This is a genomic window from Oleiphilus sp. HI0067 (assembly GCF_001635735.1).
In genome coordinates this window covers 17,799-36,866 of sequence record NZ_LWFI01001011.1, presented here as the reverse complement: position 1 = coordinate 36,866, position 19,068 = coordinate 17,799, and the positions used below count along the sequence as shown (strand labels likewise).

The following is a 19,068-nucleotide window of genomic DNA, read 5'->3' as shown; positions in this document are numbered from 1 at the left end:
TCAAGTTGGCGCTGTAAATGTCGCGTTGATGTATTGAACTCTTGGCATATTAGCTCTTTGCTCGCGATTCCTAACTGTAGGTGCGCTTTAACGGAGCGAAGTATTTGGTCTTTTAAGGTTTCTCCATCAAATTTAAGTTGCGATAAGCTCGTTCGTACTTTTCCTTCTAAGCTGCTTTTCGGGGAGTGCTGTTTTGATACGAGTGGGATTCTCAGCAGTTCATTTGATAGTTCGATTCGATTACTTGTTTGATCAAAAAATACCGGTGCAGAAAATACCTGTTCATAGGTTTGTTGTATGGAATGCGCAGGTTTAGGTCTTGTCAGATATACACCACTTGCCGAAGCTTTGCTGTTTGTTAGCCATCGTGCAAAAAGTGTCCAACTTGCAAGTACGTTGTCGATCATGTGCGGCACAATTAACGAGGTTGTGTAATTGCAGTGCCACACTAACGCGAGATGACTTTCTGTTCGTTGTATCTCTGTCGTCCCCATATCTCCGACAAGTCTCTCAAATAAAGGGATTCGAGAGATGGCTTGTCCTAGAGTTTCACTTTGCTCAATCAGTGCGCCAAGCAAATTATACGAATGGCTTTGTACATACAGTGCGCTGCTTAAGCCCATAATCGGGTCGTTAGAGAGATGCAGAAGGCTAGTTAAAAACTGTTGGAACTGCTGTCCAGATATTCTTCCTTCTTCAGATTGTTCGACGTTGTTCGTGAGCTTTAGATCAGCCAAAAGATCGACGGTATCAATGCGTTTGGCATCTGCGTAGCGAAGGTACTGCTTAAGTGCCGCAATAGATGCAAACCCTAAGTGTTTCATAATAAAAATAGATTGTCCGAAAATGTCAGTGATATTCTACGTTAAGTTTTTATGATGCATCCATAGTAATTCATTGTTTAGAACAAATCGGTAGGTGAAAAAATGCGACGTTGGAATGGTTGGGGTGATGAAGCAAACAAAATGGATTTACCAGAATCTGGGGATGCATTTTTGCTAGAGCATGTTGGTCAAGCTACCCCTCTTGCTGATGCAAGTCTCGATTCAGTATTGGCACAAGTGCCGTCATCTCGATTGCCTGACCATCGATTGATTAATACAGATCCGGATGTTCGTGTGCGTCACGCTCGTGGTCAAAGTCTTCCTGATTGGTTGGCGATGCGCAGTGGTCAGTTTGAATTCTTCCCAGATGGTGTGGCTTTCCCTGAGATAAAAGATGAGATAGCAGAACTTCTTAGTTTTGCCTACGACAACGATATTGTTGTGATTCCTTATGGAGGCGGCACAAGTGTTGCAGGCCATATCAACCCTTTCCAAAGCGATAAGCCGATCTTAACCTTAGCGCTAACGCGAATGAATCGCCTAACCGATATCGATGATTCAAGTTTGATCGCGACATTTGGAGCAGGAACGCCGGGGCCTCTAGTTGAATCGCAGCTTCGTGCAAAGGGTTACACTCTGGGGCATTACCCACAGAGCTTTGAACTATCAACAGTTGGCGGTTGGGTGGCGAGTCGCTCTAGTGGACAACAATCATTGCGCTACGGGCGTATTGAACAAATGTTTGCAGGTGGTTCGATTGAAACACCGAGAGGACGTCTAGAGATTCCAACAATTCCTGCATCATCAGCAGGGCCAGATGTAAGAGAAATGATCCTTGGTTCGGAAGGTCGTATGGGTGTTATTAGTGACGTGAAAGTGCGTGTCACTCCATCGCCAATTCAAGAAGACTTCTATGTTATCTTCTTCCCAACTTGGAATCAGGCTAAAGCCGCGGCACGTCATCTAGTGCAAGCGAAAATTCAACTCTCTATGCTTCGCCTTAGCAATGCGATCGAAACCAAAACGCAGCTCGCATTGGCAGGGCATCCTGGTCAAATTGCCTTGCTTGAGAAGTTCTTGTCTTGGCGAGGTGCCGGTGAGGGCAAGTGCATGATGACATTAGGTGTAACAGGTATGCCTGATCAATGTCGTTCTGCGCACAGACTAATGAAGCGTTTAACTCGTCCATTAGGCGGCGTTTACACCGGCTCATATCTAGGTAAGAAATGGGCTGCGAAACGTTTCACCATGCCGTATCTGCGAGAAGCGTTATGGGAAAAAGGATATGTGGTCGATACGCTTGAAACGTCTACAGACTGGAGCAATGTCGATAACTTACTTGATAAGATCGAAGCGAATTTACGGAAATCTCTGCAAGACAAAGGTGAGAAAGTGCATGTGTTCACGCACTTGTCACACTTTTATTCTCAAGGTTCCAGTATCTACACGACTTATGTATTCCGTGCAGCAGATACTTACGAAGAAACTCTTGCTCGCTGGAAAACTCTGAAAACAAGCACTTCTGAACTTATTGTGAACAATGGCGGAACGATCAGTCATCAACATGGAGTTGGCAAGGATCATGCCCCCTATTTGCCAACGGAGAAGGGTGAGTTAGCCATGGGTATGATTCAATCTCTTTGTGATCATATGGATGAGAAAGGGCTATTGAATCCAGGAACGCTGCTGCAAGAAAAGGCAGAGTAAGACCATGGCGCTGTCATATTGGTCTCCGGGTTGGAGAGATCAAACCCTACAATCTCTCTCAAACGGACAGTCATTTGACTTGATCGTTGTTGGAGGTGGTATTACTGGAGCGGGTATTTATCGAGAGGCGACGGCGAAAGGGTTAAAGGTTTTACTCGTTGAGCAAAAAGATTTTGCTTGGGGAACATCGTCTCGTTCTTCGAAGATGGTTCATGGAGGCTTGCGCTATCTCGGTAAAGGGCAATTCGGATTAGCCAAAGACTCTGTGACTGAGAGACAGAAACTCATGGAACAGCTTAAGGGGCTTGTTGATCCACTTCCTTTTCTGATGGGGCATTATAAAGGTGGTTTTCCCGGGCCTTGGATTTTCGATAAATTGTTGGCGATCTATGACTTGTTTGCAGGAAAGCGATATCGACAGTTTGTGAAGTCTCAGGTAAATGATTTTTATGCGCCGGGCATGAAACAGAGAGAGCTGCTAGGCGCGACTCGTTTCATGGATGCCGTAACTGATGATGCTCGCTTAGTAATGCGTGTCTTGGCTGATGGGAATGAGCAGGGCGGTATTGCTCTTAATTACCTCAAAGCAACGGGTGTTATGCGCTCAGGTTCAGAAGTTGAGCGTAATACAAAAGTGATTGGCCTGTATTTAAAAGACGAGCTCAGCGGCAAAGAACTTCAAGTTCAAGCTAATGCTGTGGTTAACGCCAGCGGTGCCTGGACGGATGAACTTCGTCAAATGCTTGGTAATAAGAAAAGCATTCGACCTTTGAGAGGAAGTCACCTAGTTATTCCATTCTGGCGTCTACCGGTCGCCTTTTCCGTTAGTTTTTTCCATCCGAAAGACAAGCGACCAGTATTTGTTTTTCCTTGGGAAGGTCAAGTCGTGATCGGTACAACAGACCTTGATCATCATAATACTATGTTGAGCGAGGCATCGATTACGGAAAATGAAGTCACTTATCTTTTGGATGCAGCGAATTCACAGTTTGATCATGCAGCACTGAAGCGTGAGGACATTATCTCTTCTTGGTCCGGTGTGCGGCCAGTTGTTGTTGATGAATACAGTGCTGAGGATGTTGCTGCTACGAACAAACCATCAGACGAGAAACGTGAGCATATGGTTTGGGATGATGCAGGGTGTATCAGTATCGCCGGCGGCAAACTCACGACATTTCGCTTGTTAGCGCTCGAAGTATTGCGTGCAGCTCAACCTTATTTACAAAACAACCTTTCCATATCGGATTTAGATGCGCCTTCAGATTTTAGTGAGTCCGATGAATCTGTGTTGATTGGCGACCATAAACTATCGAAGCAACGCCGTCAGAGGCTCGTTGGCCGTTACGGTGATATTGCTAATCAGCTTGTGGAGCAAGCGGATATTGATGATTTAACGCTGTTAGGCAACACTGAAGTTTGCCTCCAAGAATTATTTTGGGCGTGTGAGAACGAAGCCGTTGAGCATTTAGATGATCTTCTTTTGAGACGTGTACGGATAGGGATGTTGTATCCGGAAGGCGCGATTCATTTGATTCAGCCATGGACAGAGTTATTGCGCGAGCGTTTACAGTGGCCTATTCAAAAATGGGATGAAGAGTGGCATAGATATAAAAATATCATTGCGGATCACTACAGCCTTCCGAACCAAAAGGAGTGCGTGTGAGCGATACAATACTTGCCATCGATAACGGAACGCAGTCTGTTCGTGCATTGCTTTTTGATCGAAACGGAGAATTGTTAGCAAAGTCGAAAGTTGAAATTGAACCTTATTTTTCGGTGCACCCAGGTTGGGCCGAGCAAGAGCCTGAAATCTATTGGCAGGCTTTGGTTGATGCTTGTTCTGCGCTATGGGGTGAAATGGCAAATTTAGGTCGTAATAAGGGTGATATTGCTGGAGTGTCGGTCACGACACAGCGCGGCACCATGGTGAATCTTGATAAAGGTGGTAAGCCATTACGACCTGCCATTACTTGGCTGGATCAGCGTAATTCAAAAGCCCTCGGGCATTTGCCAAAGCTGCATGAGCTAGCATTTAAAATGGCTGGCGCTAAAGATCTTGTTGAGCGCTATCAAGCACGTGCACAGTATCTTTGGATAGCATCCAATCAACCAGACATTTGGGAAAAAACGGATAAATATCTCAATCTATCTGGCTTTCTAAACTATCGCTTGTGCGGTGACTTTGTCGATTCTCTTGCCTCGCAAGTCGCATATTTGCCTTTCGATTATAAAGGCTTGAAGTGGTCCGCAGAGAGTGATTGGCGTTATCGTTTGCTTCCTGGATTTAAACAAGAGTTATTCCCTAAGCTGTATCGCCCAGCTACGGTGATGGGGCAAGTTACCATCGATGCTCAAAATATGACGGGTATCCCTGCTGGAGTGCCACTGATTGCTTCCGCATCAGATAAAGCATGCGAGATTCTTGGTTCAGGTGGTCAGTCAGATGATGTGGCATGCATGAGTTATGGCACAACGGCCACAATCAATACAACAAGTAAAAAGTACATAGAACCTATTCGATTCATGCCTGCATATCCATCGGCAATCCCAGATCATTATTGCTCTGAAATTATGATTTTTCGCGGATTTTGGATGGTTAGTTGGTTTAAAAATGAATTTGGACTTCGTGAGCAAGCAATGGCCGAGGCGCAGAATGTTAGCCCAGAGAGTTTGTTCGATGAGCTAGTGAACGCTGTGCCGCCCGGGTCAATGGGATTGATGCTGCAACCCTATTGGACGCCGGGTGTGCGAGATCCGGGGCCTGAGGCTAAGGGGGGCATTATTGGGTTTGGTGATGTGCATACTAGAGCACATGTTTATCGCGCTATTCTGGAAGGCTTGGCTTATGGTCTTCGTGAGGGGATGGAGCGTTTAGAAAAACGCAATAAGCAAAAAATTAAACTCCTAAGAGTCAGTGGCGGTGGTTCGCAAAGTGATGCAGCTCTGCAATTAACGGCTGATATTTTTGGCTTGCCCGTAGAAAGGCCACATACCTATGAAACTTCTGGTTTAGGTGCGGCGATGGATGTTGCTGTTGCGCTGGGATGGTATAGCGATTGTCATACAGCTATTGCTGGTATGACGCGAGTTGGTAAGCGATTTGAGCCTAATCACGAAACGCATATTACCTATAACCGTTTATACAATGAGGTGTATTTGAATATGTATAAGCAGTTACGGCCCTTGTATCGTTCTATTCAAGATATTACCGGCTACCCTGAAAAATCTTAAGCAAAAAAAACGCTCCAGTGCGCAAGCAAGGAGCGTTGTTAAATTCTTTTGCGAATTAAATATTCCCGTAAAAAGAGTGAAGCGTCTAAAGTAGACGCTTCACCAAATCGGGATACTTTATTTAATCCACTCTTTAAGTCTAAAGGTTGGAATTAAAAGCGCTGTTTCTTAAATGTCACACTTTTGTTACAGCTTGTTTTCGGGTTGCACGATTAATAATCAAACTGGTTTCTTATTGAGCAAATGCCCGTTAGAGAGCGTTAACAACGTAAGTTTTTTCTTCCTTACATTCAGAAATTTTCTGCGCATTAAACGCATTCATTTCACTTAATGTGGCTGTCGTTGAATCTTGATCAGCAAAACACACGGCGCAAGAAATTGAAATAGCGATAAATCCCGCCGACGTTTTAAAAGCCTGCTTATCTAGCCCCTGATAAAACCGTCTATAAGTTGAAAGGTTGCAATCATTAGGGTCACGAAAGTGCGCTAGAACGATAAACTCGTTCCCAGAATATTTGCATACTTCGTCCAAAGGGCGCACGAGGGCATTCACTCGTTTAGCAATCTGTTCGCTTAACTCTTGGCATACAGGCGCTTTATATTCACTGAGAATGCTGCCCCAATTTTTGATGGTGATCGACATATAGCTCACTGCACCACCCCGAGCTTGAGTATGTCTATATAAGCGATCTAATGTTTGCTCAGCGTATTGGCGGTTAGCGAGTCCAAGCAATGGGTCGATGCTTGGTTTTTCCTGTAGAAGGACAATTTCAGCGCTTAATGATTTTTGGCGCTCTAATGCATTACTTAGCTGGCGGGCGATGCGTAATCCTGCCCTGACGCGGGGAATAAGTTGATGATTTATTTCAGATTTGAAAATGAAGTCATCTAAACCTTTAGAAAGAGCTTGTTGCACGCTTTCTTCGTCATCTTTACCTGTCATCAACAAGCAATACGTGAAAGTAGAACGTGACAGATTGTCGGCTTTTATTTGCTCGCACAACGCTATACCGTCGATGTCGGGCATTATCCAGTCTGAGATGACTAAGTCAGCTGGACGCTCGGCAATAAGGCTAAATGCATCATTCGCATGATGCGCTACTCGAATATCAGTGAAGCCATGTTCACTCAGTCGTTTCCTAACAATCGCTGCGCTAAATTTAGCGTCATCAACGATGATAATGGATGAATTAATGGGCATTTTCCTTTCCCTTATATTTTATTATCTCTACATCAAGCGCTGTGTTGGGACGTTTCCCAATTAGTCGTTCTTGTGTAGACTTTGTCCGATCCTAGTTGATATTCAGTTTATTTTAACGGAGAAATATATGCCATCTTTCGACGCTGTCTCAGAAGTAGATATGCATGAAGTCACGAATGCTGTAGATCAAGCAAAGCGTGAGCTAAGTAACCGTTGGGATTTTAAAAACGTCGACGTAGATATCGTGCTTGAAAATAGCAAACTAACGTTTTCTGCAGAGCAGGATTTTCAACTAGAGCAAGTTGTAGAAGTTGCGAAGATGGCTTTAGCTAAGCGTAAAGTTGATTCCCGAGCCATGGTAGAGGCGGGAGATAGCAAGGCCGGTAAGCTAGTAAAGAAAACCTTTGATTTAAAGCAGGGTATTGATTCGCTGACAGCGAAGAAAATGGTGAAGCTCGTGAAAGAGTCAAAAATCAAAGTGCAGGCTGCAATTCAAGGCGAAAAAGTACGCGTTACAGGTAAAAAACGCGATGATCTTCAGCAGGTAATGGCTCTATGGAAAGAGTCAGACATTGAGGTGCCTTTGCAGTACAACAATTTTCGCGACTAGCCCTTTACCTTACTTCAAGCCGTAACTGATAAGAATAAATATATGCACAATCAGCAAGCTGACTGGCGTGGATCGCTGAGATCTTTTGCGCATCCTCGCGTGGTCTCGATGCTTTTCTTTGGTTTTTCTGCGGGCATGCCTTTACTCCTTATTTTTTCTTCTTTGTCTTTGTGGCTCAGAGAGGCAGGTGTTGAACGATCTGCTGTGACTTACTTTAGTTGGGCGGCTCTTGCATATTCATTTAAATTTTTATGGGCACCCTTGGTTGATCAGTTGCCTTTGCCTTTTCTCACCAAAAAATTGGGACGTAGAAGGGCTTGGTTATTACTTTCTCAGTGCTCAATTGTTCTATCGATTGTCCTCATCGCGTTGATCGATCCCTCTAAGGAAAATGCGCTAACCATCATGGCGCTCGCAGTAGTTTTGCTTGGTTTCTCGTCGGCAACCCAAGATATAGCCATTGATGCATATCGGATTGAGTCCGCATCGAGTGATCTTCAGGCATTAATGTCTTCAACCTATATTGCGGGTTATCGCATTGGTATGTTGAGTTCCGGTGCAGGCGCCTTATTCTTGGCCAGCGGTTTCGGCTCCTCTATGGAGTCATATAGCTATGAAGCATGGATGTTTACATACATCATTATGTCTTTAACGATGTTGGTTGGTTTGGTAACAACGCTGATTGTTTCAGAGCCGGTTTCCGCAGAATTGAGAGCCAAACGAGACTATTCTTCAGTCCAATATCTTCGTTTTCTTGCGATGTTTGCTATGAGTATTTGCATCTTTGTTGGTGTGTATATTGTTGGAGCGGATCAAGTAGAGCAATTAAAACGTGACGTTGGTAGCTATGCTGGAAACGAGGCACTCGCAAATTTTTCGATTGAATGTCTGCGTCTGATATTTGCCGTATTGATTGTTTGTTTCTTTATTCGTTTAGTCTCGTTTACTTCAATGTATGAGCATCAATTAATACAAGACTCTTATATTTCACCGGTTAAAGAGTTCTTTTCACGTTACGGCATCAGATTGGCTGTTCTGCTGCTTGTTTTTGTGGGTTTCTATCGTGTTTCCGATATCGTTCTTGGCGTCATTTCGAATGTGTTTTTTCAAGATATGGGATTTAGTAAAACTGAGATCGCTTCGGTCGTAAAAACCTTTGGTTTGTTTATGACCATTCTGGGAGGCTTTCTTGGCGGCGTTTTGTCTGTGCGTTTTGGCGTGATCAAAATGCTGTATGCAGGTGCATTTCTAACCGTTGCAACGAATCTTTTGTTTATGTTGTTAGCGAAAACGGGCTATGACATTGAACTGCTTTATCTCGTTATTTCTGCAGATAATTTAACAGCAGGACTAGCAAGTGCTGCATTTATTGCCTTCTTATCCAGTCTAACGAATGTGTCGTTTACGGCAGTTCAATATGCGATTTTTAGTTCATTAATGACGCTGCTGCCAAAGGTTATTGGTGGCTATTCGGGGAGTATGGTTGATAACCTCGGCTATTCGAATTTCTTTCTTGTGGCAAGCATGATGGGTGTGCCTGTGCTTTACCTTATTTATCGTATTCAAAAGCACGACACATTTAAGAATTTGTAGTTGACTTAACGGCGATTAAAGTAAGCGCTTGCAAACCTTTTGAGTATTTCATAGTGGCTGCTTGCGTCGTTCGAACTGGATTTTTCTCGTCGCTCGTCTTCATGGCCTACGTTGTAGGTTGGATCGTTTGCGGCGGAGTCAGTTTTTTGCAATGTCGCCACATGGCAAAGTTGCTGAGTAAAGCTTAGATGTAGCATAAGCTCTCCTTAATTAAGTGCAGAAATTCACTTTCTTCTATAGGTTTACAGTAGTGGTAGCCTTGGACAAGGTCACAGTTCATATTTTGTAGGAGAACTGCCATTTGATGGTTCTCGACACCTTCCGCGACCACTTCAATGCCAAGCGCATGAACCATATCGATGATCCCTTTTACAAGCGTTCTGTCTTCAGGAGACTCGAGTATTTCATCGATGAAACTTTTATCGATTTTAAGAACTTCGATAGGGAGCTTTCTTAAGTAGCTTAACGACGAATATCCGGTGCCAAAGTCATCAATAGCAGTACGAATACCAAGTCTCTTTAATTCATTTAGAGTCGAAACTGCTAATTCAATGTCTTCCATGATGGCAGTCTCGGTGACTTCGAGTTCCAACATAGAAGGGATTGTTTGAATCTCTTTTAGTACCGAAGCAACATCCCTTTGAAGTAAACCTTTTTGGAAGTGTTTCGCTGAGATATTTAGCGCCAGAACAAAATCTGAATCTAGATGAGGCATCCATTCATTTAAGTACTCACAACAACGGCGTATTACCCATTGTGTAATTGGAATAATCTGGCCACTTTCTTCGGCAATCGGAATGAATTCCATCGGGCTTCTAAAGCTACCGTCGGTCATACGCCAGCGAATGAGCGCTTCTGCGCCTTTAATTGAACCTGACTCTAAACAGATTTTTGGTTGGAAAAACAGTTCGAACTGATCGTTCTCAAGTGCTTGATTGATTTCATTACGAATACGGAGACGGTGCTCGCATTGTGATGATACTGAAGCGTCATAGACCTGATAGATATTCGAGCCTTGTTTCTTGGCTTGTGTCATTGCCAAGTTAGCGTAAGTAATAAGTCGCTCAGAATCGTTGCCATGCATATTGAGTGTTGCAATACCGATACTAACGCTCATGTAAATATCTTGCTTGCCGATGTGATATGGCTTTGAGAAACAACTCAAAATTCGTTCTGAATATGCTGTCGCTTCATCTAGGCTAGTTTGCTTGCCAAGAATGGCGACGAATTCATCTCCACCATGTCGAGTTAGGGTGGCACATTCAGGAAGTTTACTTTCCATTCGGCGCGCAACCTCGATCAAGAGAGAATCACCAACACTATGTCCTAAAGAGTCGTTGACGTCTTTAAATCCATCTAAGTCGATGAACATCACAACAACATCTTTGAATGTTTTTTGTGCTTCGTTGACGGACTTTTTAAGTCGTGATAAAAGTGAACGCCGGTTTGGCAGTCCGGTTAAAAAGTCGTGAAAAGTACGGTGTTTCGCTTCTTTCTCTTTCAACTTCAGTGCCGTGACATCTCTGAAGCTCCATACTTGCCCGACAATTTCATTGTCATGCCAGTGAGCCTTTGAATGTGCTTCTAACCAGCGACCATCGTATGTTTGAAGTTCATGTGTGAATGTTTTCTCCGGCGCTGCGAGAGATAACTTAAGAACGTCAGAGAAGTGGTGATTTCCTTTTACAATGCATTGGCAATGCTCAATAAAATCATGCACATGAGCGAGCCCCGCATTAAAGGTATTCATGCGAAACATCTTGTTGAAGTTCGGATTGCTGAGTCGGATCGAGCCCTGGTTATCGAGCATGACAAGCGCATCGTATGTCGAACTCAAGCTAGCCTGAAGAAGAGAGTAAGATTCTTGCAGAGCTGCCTTGGTTTTTTGTAGCTCGCGAACCTGATTATTTAGCTCTTCGTTACGCAATGCTAACTCAGCGTTTTGCTCTCGCACTGATGCTTCTAAAGCACGTTTATCTTCTTCTGACTGATCAAAGGCATCGCTGACAGCCTGAATCAAAGGCGTTAAACTTTCATCATTGGTGCTGTTATCAAGGTGTTGCTGCAACTGCTCTTTTAAAAGACTATTTTGGGCCATGGCCAAATCCAACTACTCGCGTTTTATTGTGAGCGTGCCGAGTATCTGCTGATGCAGAATACGGCTAAAACTCTCGCTCATTCTTTTTACTCGTTATATTTTTCACTCTAGCTGAGAAATATTAAGTCATTGTAAAGAAACGTATCTTGTGTCGAATGTCGCAGTAAGCGGCCGTTTAGCTCGGCCAAATGTTTTGCAGGAAGTGACTTTTACTTAATGTCTTCGGATGCCCCTCATTCATTAATGCTGCTTGCTGGCGCTGATAAGATGGAGAGTCTTTGGGAAAAGAGATATTGCCTTGGGCATTTAGCACTCTATGCCAAGGGATTTGAGAGTCTTTGGGGAGGTGTTTTAGTACTTGGCCAACAAGTCTTGCATTTTGAGGCAGGCCCGCGGCCGCAGCGATTTTACCGTAGCTGCTTAGTCGACCTTCTGGAATCGAGTTAACGGTTGTCAGAATTGCTTGAGGTTTCAGGCTTGAAAGATCCATGTTCTGGGGTTGTAAAGCTTCTGTTCGCCCCAATTTACCATAATTCGCAACGAAGAATTTTCTTAATCGAGGTATGCAATGCGTCTCGTATTTCTACTATTTATCATCATGCCCATTGTCGAAATGGTCTTATTGATTCAAGTCGGCTCCGTGATCGGAGCTTGGTATACAGTTGGACTTGTTTTATTAACCGCTGTTATCGGGGTGAATCTTCTAAAAAGGCAGGGGCTAAGTACCTTGCTTCGAGCACAGCAAAAAGCACAGCAAGGGGCGCTGCCTGTTTCAGAGATTGGTGAAGGGCTGTTGCTCGCGGTTGCTGGAGCACTATTGTTAACGCCAGGTTTTGTAACAGATGCAATTGGTTTTGCTCTGTTGACGCCTGGTCTTAGAAGCCAATTAGCCAAGCTTGTGGCGGCTAGGATGATCGTTTCTGGTACTCAGTTTTCTCATTCAACTTATTCTTCGCAATCTAGATCTGATCGCTTTGATGATGCAATTGACGCGGAATACGAGGAAGTTCATGAACGACGCGATCAGTTAAAGTAAGTTTTTCAAAAAAAGTTCTTGAGAGGGCTTGAAAAGCTAGTGAGCGGCCCTATCTAAGCATCACACGTTTCTTACGTATCAGAGTGACGTAAGACCAACATAAAAAAATATCTCGAAAGAGACTTATCAAATCGGATTGATAACCTGTTAGGAGAAGCATTGAGATGAACATCCGTCCATTACACGATCGCGTTGTTGTACGTCGTAAAGAAGAAGAAACTACTTCAGCTGGAGGTATTGTTCTTCCAGGTAGCGCTACCGAAAAACCTTCACAAGGTGAAGTAGTTGCAGTAGGTGCTGGTAAAGCACTGGATAACGGTAGTGTGCAAGCGATGGCGGTGAAAGCTGGCGATACTGTGGTATTTGGTCAATACGCTGGAAATACCGTGAAAATTGACGGTGAAGAGCTTCTCATCATGGCTGAAAGCGAAATTTTCGGCATCATCGAAGCGTAATTCGGTTTCATTTTCCTACTGATTAGATACGAGTTAAACAGGACAAAAACATGACAGCAAAAGACGTAAAATTCGGTGATTCAGCTCGCCAAGGTATGTTGGCAGGCGTAAATATTCTTGCTGATGCAGTAAAAGTAACACTTGGACCAAAAGGTCGTAACGTTGTTCTAGATAAATCATTTGGTGCGCCAACTGTAACAAAGGACGGCGTGTCTGTTGCGAAAGAGATCGAGCTTAAAGACAAGTTCGAGAACATGGGTGCGCAAATGGTTAAAGAAGTTGCGTCTCAGGCGAACGACGTAGCGGGTGACGGTACTACGACTGCAACAGTACTTGCTCAAGCAATCGTAAACGAAGGTTTGAAAGCTGTTGCGGCTGGTATGAACCCAATGGATCTTAAGCGTGGAATCGACAAGGGCGTACAAGCAGCTGTTGAAGCTGTGAAAGGCATGGCGCAACCATGTGCTGACAATAAAGCGATTGCGCAAGTCGGTACAATTTCAGCAAACAGTGATTCTTCTGTTGGTGACATCATTGCACAAGCGATGGATAAGGTCGGTAAAGAAGGCGTTATCACTGTTGAAGAAGCGAGCGGTTTTGAAGACGAGTTAGACGTTGTTGAGGGTATGCAGTTCGATCGCGGTTATCTATCTCCATACTTCATTAACAACCAAGACAATATGAGTGCTGAGCTTGAAAGCCCATTCATTTTGTTGGTCGACAAGAAAATTTCTAACATTCGTGAGTTGTTGCCAGTTCTTGAAAACGTTGCAAAAGCGAGCAAGCCACTTCTTATCATTGCTGAAGATGTTGAAGGCGAAGCGTTAGCAACCTTGGTTGTCAATAATATGCGCGGCATCGTTAAAGTTGCGGCTGTTAAGGCTCCAGGTTTTGGTGATCGTCGTAAAGAAATGCTCCAAGATATCGCTATTTTGACTGGTGGTACGGTAATTTCTGAAGAAGTTGGTCTATCACTAGAAAATGCTACGCTTGATGATCTTGGTACCGCTAAGAGCGTTAACATCAGCAAAGAAAATACGACTGTGATCGATGGAGCCGGCCAAGCTGCTGAAATCCAAGGTCGTGTAGAGCAAATCCGCCGTCAAATCGAAGAGAGTTCATCCGACTACGATCGTGAGAAGCTTCAAGAGCGCGTTGCGAAGTTAGCTGGTGGCGTTGCTGTTATTAAGGTTGGCGCTGGCTCTGAAGTTGAAATGAAAGAGAAGAAAGCGCGTGTTGAAGATGCGCTTCACTCAACGCGTGCAGCAGTTGAGGAAGGTGTTGTTGCTGGTGGCGGTGTTGCGATGATTCGTGCGCTTCAAGCGATTGCAAACCTTGAAGGTGATAATGGCGATCAGAACGTAGGTATTGATTTGTTGCGTCGCGCTATGGAAGCGCCACTTCGTCAAATCGTTTCTAATGCTGGCGGTGAAGGTTCTGTTGTTTCAGATAAGATTCAACAGGGTGAAGGTAGTTTCGGTTACAACGCTGCGACTGGCGAGTACGGCGACATGTTGGAGATGGGTATTCTTGATCCAGCAAAAGTAACGCGTACAGCATTACAAGCGGCAGGTTCTGTTGCTGGCCTAATGATTACAACTGAATGCATGGTTACAGATGTTGTAGAAGAAGGTGGTGCTGCACCTGCGATGCCTGACATGGGTGGCATGGGCGGTATGGGCGGCATGATGTAAGCTCCCCCTTTAAGCTAAAAAAGCCTCAGCGAATGCTGGGGCTTTTTTGTATCTGGGTGCTTTGTTCATACAAATGCAGGAACTAGCACCTAAAATGTTCGTATGGTTGTAGCTTTACTGGTGCAAATAGTCTGTAATGTTTCGCTGTGTGATTTTCTAGTATCGAAAGAATAAGTATTTGTGATTAAAAAAACCTTCTTAGTCTTGCTTCTGTTTGTTGTGGCGTTACCGTTCTTTTTGTTGAGCAGTTTGCCCGCGAGCGTGCTTTGGACGAAAGTGATTGAGCCTGCTGTTAAAACAAAATCGCTCGGCATCATGCCAAAATCATTTGCAGGCACTGCTTGGGATGGTGAGGCTTACGTTTCATTTAGGCATCTAGAAGGTGTTTTCTCTTGGAAACTTTCTGTTTTAGATGTGTTTGGGGGAAGTATTCCGTTGCAGGTCGATGTGCGTTCCACAGCAGGTGACGCCAGTGCAATATTAGATATTGGCTTGAGAGATCAGTCACTTTCTATCGAAACATTAAGGCTCGATACTGAGAAGCTTAATCCGTTTTTGCGTATCCATAGGGTGAAAGCGACGGGTGAAGTATATGTGAAAGATTTGTCCGTTAGATTAGAGAAGCGCAGAGTAGCGAGCATTGATGGTCGGTTTACTTGGTCTGGTGGCGAAGTGTCCTATCCTGCAGGTAGAGATATCCGAGATAGAGTGATGCCGGCTTTCGGTGGGCAAATTCAAACGCAAGAAAGTGGAGATATTGTCTTAGGTATTCGCGATCAGGAAGCGAGCTTCGATACGATGCGCGGTACATGGAGCGCGAACGGAGATGCCTTGTGGGAGGTGACTCGACGCGTTTTAGATGTCGCGCAAGAGCCATGGGCAGCAAATTCAACGGAACAAGATGTAGTGTTTAAAGTCAAAAAGCCTGTATCGCGACAATTAGGTAAGCAATAATGAAAACGAGGTCGCTCGATGGGGTAGTGAGGCGTGTGACACAGTTGAGTGTCGTGGCGTTAACCTTGTACCTAGCTTATTTAAGCTCTCAATTGATTTGGCATGTGTACGCGCCAGAACAAGCACCAATGCCTAAAAGTTTTGTTTCTTCTGCGCAATCAAATTTGGCAGATAGCAGGATTGCTCGTCGCGTTGATCGTTATCATTTGTTTGGTGAGGCAAATAAAGAAGCTGCTATCCAAGAACGGCCAAAAGATGTGCCTAAAACACGCTTGCGCTTGAAATTGAAGGGTGTGTTTTCTGGAAAAGATGCTGCGGATTCTGGCGCGATCATTGAAGAGTTGAGTAAGCCTTCAGAATATTATCGCTTAGGAGATAGCTTGCCGGGAGGGGTTCGTTTGGCGGAAGTCCATTCTGATCACGTCATTCTTGATCGAAATGGTACCTATGAAGCGCTTTATTTTGATGAAACAAGCTCGAGCTCGGGTATTGCTAAAGTCGCTCCTCGCCGAGAAAGAAGTGTCGAAGTAAATTCACCTGAAGATTTTATCAGCGAGGCAACCGCAAGGTTATCAGAGAATCCTGAGCGTGCTTTGGCTTCTGTTGGTTTAGGAATTGCAGATGGTGGTGGTTACGTATTCCAAGGGAATAACCCCATGTTGGCTGGAATGAATTTAAAGAAAGGGGATGTGATCCGTTCTGTTAATGGTCACAGTTTAGGAAATGTGCAAGAAGACAAGAATATAATGCGTCAATTGTATCAACAAGGCTCGTTAGAGGTTGAAGTTGTGCGAGATGGCGCGAGTTTTTTTGTAAATTATCCGCTAAGATAAATAGTTAATAACAAAGAATATATAAACGAGTTGCATCACGTGAATAACTTGAAAAGAATCAGTCTGCGAGCTTTGCTTTTGTCTTTTGCTTTGCTTGTCTCCTCATTTACGCATTCTCAAGAACAAACATGGAAGGTGAATCTAAAAGATGCCGATATCCGTGCTTTTGTTAGTCAAATTGCGGATATCACCGGTTATAGCTTTGTTATTGATCCTCGAGTAAAAGGTAAAGTAACTGTCGTCTCTAACGCAGAGATGAGTAAAGATGCTGTCTATGAGATGTTTCTATCCGTTTTGGGCGTTCATGGTTTCGCAGCGATACCCGGAACCGGTGTGATTAAGATTGTTCAGCAGAACAATGCAAAGCAAGAGGCGTCTAACGATGCTCTTTTCAAACGAACGCCTAACGAACAAATCGTAACGCGTGTTATTCAAGTGAACAATGCAAATGCTCTTGAGCTTGTTCCAATTCTTCGCCCGATGGTCGCAAAATATGGTCATTTAGCCGGCGTTGCTGCGGCGAATGCCCTTATTATTAGTGATCATGTCGCGAATATTAAGCGCATTAGTAAGATTATTGATGAGCTTGATAGCCCCTCTAAATACGAGCTTGAAGTTATTCAGCTTCAGGAGGCTTGGGTTGGCGATATGGTCAAGCTTCTTGAAGAGCTTGCGCCTAGTGAACTTGGCGCAGCGGCAAAAGGAAAAGGAGCGAACAAGTTTTCAGTGGTTGCGGATCAGCGCAGTAATCGTTTGATCCTTCGTGGTGATGAGCCTTTCCGTGAAAAAATGAGAGTGTTGATCATGAAGCTTGATCAACCGTCCTCAACAGGTGGTAAAACCAAGGTCGTGCGCTTAAAACATGCTGATGCGGAAGAGATCGCAGATCTTCTAAGCGGATTAATGGGTGATATTGTAAGTGAAGAGGCTGCAGACAAAGGCAATGCGGCGCCTAAAGCGGAAGCGAGCGTATATGCAGATGAGGGCCTGAATGCTTTGGTTATTCGAGCTGAACCTTCTCTTCTACAAGAGCTTGAAGGCGTAATTGACGAGCTTGATGTGCGCAGAGCACAAGTCTTAATCGAAGCCGCTATCGTAGAAATTCAAGATAATACTGATAACAAACTAGGTGTTCAGTGGGCGCTTTATGATCAAGGTGCTTCAGTGCCCGGTGTATTTACTAACTTCAATGAAATCGGTTTGAGTGCTGCAAACGTCATTGGTGCTTTGGTCGATCAAGACAATGACCCGAACGGTGATTTAGATCCCACATTATTAGGCTCGCCATCAACGGGTATTACGATTGGAATCGGAGAAGAAAGTCGTAATGGCGTGAGCTGGGGAGCCCTTGTGCAGGCATTAGAGGGTGATGCGGGGGCTAATGTATTGTCTACGCCGAAAGTTATTACAATGGATAATCAAGAATCTTCAATTATCGTTGGTGAGAACATCCCTATTATTACCGGGCAATCTAGTTCTGGCGGTGCAGGGACTTCTGATCCGTTTACAACGATCGAGCGTGAAGATGTGGGTGTGAAATTGATTGTTACTCCAAGTATCAGCGAAGGCGATTTGGTGCGTCTTGAAATTGAACAAGAAATCTCAGGTGTATCGCCATCGACTGCTGGTGCAGACATTATTACCACTAAGCGACAGATCAAAACGAATGTATTGGCCGATGATGGTGAGACAATCGTTCTTGGTGGTTTAATTCGAGATGATGTTCAGGTCAGTGAAAGTAAAGTTCCTTTATTGGGTGATATCCCATTGCTGGGTAATCTATTTAAAAGCACATCTAAGGTTGTGACAAAGCAAAATCTATTGGTGTTCTTAAGGCCAACCATTCTTCGTGACAAAGCTTCAACTCGTGCAGTGACGGAGCAGAAGTTTGATCAGCTTTGGCAGTTGAATTTGGAGACGAAAGTTGCGCAAGGCGAAGATGAAGAAGAGCTGCGCGCCAGAGAGAAGCCGACAGTTGAAAGTCTCTATGATGGAAATAGTATCCGATAAGGCTATTTCAGGCATAAAAAAACCGGAGTAATTAAACTCCGGTTTTTTTATGCCTTGATTTTAGTGCAACGTACTAAAAACAAGGAGGCAATATTAACCTAGGTTTTCAGCAACGAAACCCCAGTTTACAAGTGCCCAGAACGCATTCAAATAAGTAGGACGAACATTACGGTAATCGATGTAGTAAGCGTGCTCCCAAAGATCAACTGTTAGAAGTGCAGTTTGACCTTCTGTCATTGGAGTGCCTGCATTTGATGTGTTAACGATCTCCAAAGAACCATCCGCATTTTTAACCAACCAAGTCCAGCTTGAGCCAAAGTTGTTTACGGCTTTGTCGTTAAATGCTGCTTGGAATTCTTCGAAAGATCCAAATGCTTCGTTAATTGCATCAGCAACTTTACCAGTTGGTGCGCCACCGCCATTCGGGCTCAAGCAATTCCAGTAAAACGTGTGGTTCCAGATCTGGGCTGCGTTGTTGAATACAGGACCTGAAGAAGAAGTGATGATTTCTTCAAGTGTTTTTCCTTCGTATTCAGTTCCAGGGATCATGCCGTTTAACTTATCAACGTAAGTCTTGTGGTGTTTGCCGTGGTGGAATTCAAGAGTTTCTTGAGAAATGTGTGGTGCAAGAGCGTCAATTGCGTATGGTAGCGCAGGTAATTCGATTGCCATTAGGCTTCTCCCTAAAATTAAAACACCACCGAGGCGGTGGCTTAGCATTGTTTTCAAAGCTGAAGATCATACCACCTCGGTTCAAATACATCTACGAGGTTGATGGCTGTTCAGATGAGCCTCAATTAGTAGTCATTTGTATAAGTTGGG

17 protein-coding genes are annotated in these 19,068 nt (G+C 44.2%); 11 read left to right on the top strand and 6 right to left on the bottom strand.

What is annotated here, in order from left to right:
* Nucleotides 1-824, bottom strand: an 824-nt coding sequence (locus tag A3739_RS13575) for an AraC family transcriptional regulator (RefSeq protein WP_068501723.1), incomplete at its 3' end; no start/stop codon positions are given.
* 102 nt (nt 825-926) lie between these two features.
* On the opposite strand from A3739_RS13575, the gene A3739_RS13570 reads away from it, so the two are divergent.
* From A3739_RS13570 to A3739_RS13560, 3 genes are read left to right on the top strand one after another with little or no spacing between them, the layout of a single operon-like run.
* Nucleotides 927-2,531: an FAD-binding oxidoreductase gene (locus tag A3739_RS13570; protein WP_068477357.1), complete on the top strand. Its 1,605-nt coding sequence runs from the start codon at nt 927-929 to the stop codon at nt 2,529-2,531.
* Between the two features lie 4 nt (nt 2,532-2,535).
* Nucleotides 2,536-4,194 carry a glycerol-3-phosphate dehydrogenase/oxidase gene (locus A3739_RS13565; protein ID WP_068477355.1) on the top strand — a complete coding sequence of 553 codons (1,659 nt, stop codon included), beginning with the start codon at nt 2,536-2,538 and terminating at the stop codon, nt 4,192-4,194.
* On the top strand, nt 4,191-5,762 hold the full coding sequence (locus A3739_RS13560; protein WP_197472315.1) for an FGGY-family carbohydrate kinase: 1,572 nt from the start codon (nt 4,191-4,193) through the stop codon (nt 5,760-5,762). The genes A3739_RS13565 and A3739_RS13560 overlap by 4 nt, the downstream gene beginning before the upstream one ends.
* A gap of 250 nt (nt 5,763-6,012) precedes the next feature.
* Here A3739_RS13560 and A3739_RS13555 read toward each other — a convergent pair whose 3' ends face one another.
* Nucleotides 6,013-6,963: a response regulator gene (locus A3739_RS13555; RefSeq protein ID WP_068477352.1), complete on the bottom strand. Its 951-nt coding sequence runs from the start codon at nt 6,961-6,963 to the stop codon at nt 6,013-6,015.
* 127 nt (nt 6,964-7,090) lie between these two features.
* Between A3739_RS13555 and A3739_RS13550 the strand changes: the two genes are divergently transcribed.
* Both A3739_RS13550 and A3739_RS13545 read left to right on the top strand, forming a co-directional pair.
* Nucleotides 7,091-7,573: a YajQ family cyclic di-GMP-binding protein gene (locus tag A3739_RS13550; RefSeq protein WP_068477350.1), complete on the top strand. Its 483-nt coding sequence runs from the start codon at nt 7,091-7,093 to the stop codon at nt 7,571-7,573.
* A 42-nt stretch (nt 7,574-7,615) separates the two neighbouring features.
* Nucleotides 7,616-9,166 (top strand): MFS transporter, encoded by a 1,551-nt coding sequence (locus A3739_RS13545; RefSeq protein ID WP_068477347.1) that lies wholly within the window; start codon nt 7,616-7,618, stop codon nt 9,164-9,166.
* Between the two features lie 5 nt (nt 9,167-9,171).
* On the opposite strand, the gene A3739_RS13540 is transcribed toward A3739_RS13545, so the two are convergent.
* The 3 genes from A3739_RS13540 to A3739_RS13530 form a co-directional block, all read right to left on the bottom strand.
* On the bottom strand, nt 9,172-9,363 hold the full coding sequence (locus A3739_RS13540) for a hypothetical protein (protein WP_068477345.1): 192 nt from the start codon (nt 9,361-9,363) through the stop codon (nt 9,172-9,174).
* Nucleotides 9,351-11,264, bottom strand: a complete 1,914-nt coding sequence (locus tag A3739_RS13535; RefSeq protein ID WP_068477343.1) for a bifunctional diguanylate cyclase/phosphodiesterase — start codon at nt 11,262-11,264, stop codon at nt 9,351-9,353. Before A3739_RS13535 ends, A3739_RS13540 begins: the two co-directional genes overlap by 13 nt.
* A 175-nt stretch (nt 11,265-11,439) precedes the next feature.
* Nucleotides 11,440-11,754 (bottom strand): MGMT family protein, encoded by a 315-nt coding sequence (locus A3739_RS13530; RefSeq protein WP_068477340.1) that lies wholly within the window; start codon nt 11,752-11,754, stop codon nt 11,440-11,442.
* Nucleotides 11,755-11,832: 78 nt separating this feature from the next.
* Here A3739_RS13530 and A3739_RS13525 point away from each other — a divergent pair, with 78 nt between their 5' ends.
* The 6 genes from A3739_RS13525 (at nt 11,833) to gspD (ending at nt 18,246) form a co-directional block, all read left to right on the top strand.
* The gene (locus tag A3739_RS13525; protein WP_068477338.1) at nt 11,833-12,300 is read left to right on the top strand and encodes an FxsA family protein; all 468 of its coding nucleotides are present in this window, start codon (nt 11,833-11,835) and stop codon (nt 12,298-12,300) included.
* Between the two features lie 164 nt (nt 12,301-12,464).
* Nucleotides 12,465-12,755 (top strand): co-chaperone GroES, encoded by a 291-nt coding sequence (locus A3739_RS13520; protein ID WP_068477336.1) that lies wholly within the window; start codon nt 12,465-12,467, stop codon nt 12,753-12,755.
* A gap of 50 nt (nt 12,756-12,805) precedes the next feature.
* Nucleotides 12,806-14,449 carry a chaperonin GroEL gene (gene groL, locus A3739_RS13515; protein WP_068477334.1) on the top strand — a complete coding sequence of 548 codons (1,644 nt, stop codon included), beginning with the start codon at nt 12,806-12,808 and terminating at the stop codon, nt 14,447-14,449.
* Nucleotides 14,450-14,629: 180 nt separating this feature from the next.
* Nucleotides 14,630-15,403, top strand: a complete 774-nt coding sequence (gene gspN, locus A3739_RS13510) for a type II secretion system protein N (protein WP_068475872.1) — start codon at nt 14,630-14,632, stop codon at nt 15,401-15,403.
* 35 nt (nt 15,404-15,438) lie between these two features.
* Nucleotides 15,439-16,236, top strand: coding sequence for a type II secretion system protein N (locus A3739_RS13505; RefSeq protein WP_197472314.1), 798 nt, complete (start codon nt 15,439-15,441; stop codon nt 16,234-16,236).
* Between the two features lie 39 nt (nt 16,237-16,275).
* Entirely contained in the window at nt 16,276-18,246 is a 1,971-nt protein-coding gene (gene gspD, locus A3739_RS13500; protein WP_068477329.1) for a type II secretion system secretin GspD, read from the top strand.
* Between the two features lie 93 nt (nt 18,247-18,339).
* On the opposite strand, the gene A3739_RS13495 is transcribed toward gspD, so the two are convergent.
* The gene (locus A3739_RS13495) at nt 18,340-18,918 is read right to left on the bottom strand and encodes a superoxide dismutase (protein WP_068477327.1); all 579 of its coding nucleotides are present in this window, start codon (nt 18,916-18,918) and stop codon (nt 18,340-18,342) included.
* Between the last annotated feature and the right edge of the window lie 150 nt (nt 18,919-19,068).

What these genes read in the sequence shown, in the direction of transcription:
- A3739_RS13495 (WP_068477327.1), bottom strand. Translation starts at nt 18,918, where the DNA reads ATGGCAATCGAATTACCTGCGCTACCATACGCAATTGACGCTCTTGCA.
- A3739_RS13570 (WP_068477357.1), top strand. Translation starts at nt 927, where the DNA reads ATGCGACGTTGGAATGGTTGGGGTGATGAAGCAAACAAAATGGATTTA.
- groL (WP_068477334.1), top strand. Translation starts at nt 12,806, where the DNA reads ATGACAGCAAAAGACGTAAAATTCGGTGATTCAGCTCGCCAAGGTATG.
- A3739_RS13540 (WP_068477345.1), bottom strand. Translation starts at nt 9,363, where the DNA reads ATGCTACATCTAAGCTTTACTCAGCAACTTTGCCATGTGGCGACATTG.
- A3739_RS13520 (WP_068477336.1), top strand. Translation starts at nt 12,465, where the DNA reads ATGAACATCCGTCCATTACACGATCGCGTTGTTGTACGTCGTAAAGAA.
- A3739_RS13550 (WP_068477350.1), top strand. Translation starts at nt 7,091, where the DNA reads ATGCCATCTTTCGACGCTGTCTCAGAAGTAGATATGCATGAAGTCACG.
- A3739_RS13565 (WP_068477355.1), top strand. Translation starts at nt 2,536, where the DNA reads ATGGCGCTGTCATATTGGTCTCCGGGTTGGAGAGATCAAACCCTACAA.
- A3739_RS13530 (WP_068477340.1), bottom strand. Translation starts at nt 11,754, where the DNA reads ATGGATCTTTCAAGCCTGAAACCTCAAGCAATTCTGACAACCGTTAAC.
- A3739_RS13545 (WP_068477347.1), top strand. Translation starts at nt 7,616, where the DNA reads ATGCACAATCAGCAAGCTGACTGGCGTGGATCGCTGAGATCTTTTGCG.
- A3739_RS13555 (WP_068477352.1), bottom strand. Translation starts at nt 6,963, where the DNA reads ATGCCCATTAATTCATCCATTATCATCGTTGATGACGCTAAATTTAGC.
- A3739_RS13535 (WP_068477343.1), bottom strand. Translation starts at nt 11,264, where the DNA reads ATGGCCCAAAATAGTCTTTTAAAAGAGCAGTTGCAGCAACACCTTGAT.
- A3739_RS13525 (WP_068477338.1), top strand. Translation starts at nt 11,833, where the DNA reads ATGCGTCTCGTATTTCTACTATTTATCATCATGCCCATTGTCGAAATG.